Here is a 1,268-nt window from a genome sequence, read left to right as displayed (position 1 = left end):
ACACCGCCAACGCCCAAGTGGGAATAGGAACCACCAATCCCGATGCCTCAGCTATTTTAGAGCTAGAAGCAACCGATAAAGGTCTTTTGCCACCAAGGATGACGGAAGCCGAGCGCGATGCCATAAGCAACCCTGCGGAGGGGTTGGTGATTTACAATACCGACGAAAACTGCTTGCAATGGTACGATAATAACGGTTGGTATGACGGATGCAGCGGTGCTACTTATCCTCCGTTCGTAGCTTCCTTGGACTGCGCAAATGCAACCAACAACGGTACGCTTACAGATGGAGAAGCAGCAGCTGGTGTAACTACTGTGATAGACTACACCGGCGGTAACGGTTTAAATCATTCTGGACAAACGGTTAATTCTACTGGTGTTACGGGGCTTACTGCTACACTAGCCCCAGGAACTTTAGCCACTGGCGCAGGAAGCTTAACCTACACCATAGCTGGCACACCTGCAAGTGATGGCACGGCTTCGTTTGCCATTAACATTGGCGGACAGACTTGTAGTTTAGAAAGAACTGTTGCACCACCAACAGTAATTGGCGCTAATAATAAGGTTTGGATGGACCGCAATTTAGGTGCTAGCCAAGTGGCTACTTCTAGCACCGATACAGCTAGTTACGGCGACCTCTACCAATGGGGAAGAGCAGCAGATGGGCATGAAGATAGAAACTCAACAAAATATACTGCTGTAGAAACTGGTTCAGATGGTGTAGCTAATTTTAATGCATCAGGAAATGCTTGGGATGGTCAATTTATTACGCGAAATAGCGGTGATAATAATTGGGTAAATCCCTCTGTATCTGGGGTAGATAATTTATGGCAAGGTGTAAACGGTACCAATAACCCTTGTCCTGCAGGGTTTAGAGTACCAACAGCAGCAGAATGGCAAGTCGAAATAGACGAAGGTAACTGGAGCAATGCTACAGATGCATTTGACTCAACGCTTGCTTTGCCCATGGCGGGCAACCGCATCGACACCAATGGTTCGCTCAACAATGTCAATACCAGCGGCCTCTATTGGAGCAGTACGGTTAGCAGCGCCAATTCGCTCCTCCTCTACTTCGATAGCGACGAGGCCGGCATGTACACCAACGACCGAGCGATCGGGTACTCCGTCCGTTGTATTAAGGATTAAGAATAGTATTAAGTACAAAGAATAAAGAAGTGAGTTATGAGATGTGAAGCGTAAAGAGTGAGAAATGATAAAAAATAAGAAATTACCTATGGGATGTTTTATACTAGATGGAAATCAGCTTTG

At 46.5% G+C, this 1,268-nt stretch carries 1 pseudogene; it reads left to right on the top strand.

Annotated features, from left to right (window positions below):
* A pseudogene (locus G7034_RS09100) lies at nt 1-1,145 on the top strand (FISUMP domain-containing protein); the annotation flags it as partial.
* Nucleotides 1,146-1,268 lie beyond the last annotated feature (123 nt).

This window comes from Psychroflexus maritimus, from assembly GCF_011089875.1.
GTDB lineage: Bacteria > Bacteroidota > Bacteroidia > Flavobacteriales > Flavobacteriaceae > Psychroflexus > Psychroflexus maritimus.
This window is presented reverse-complemented; position numbering and strand designations above follow the sequence as displayed.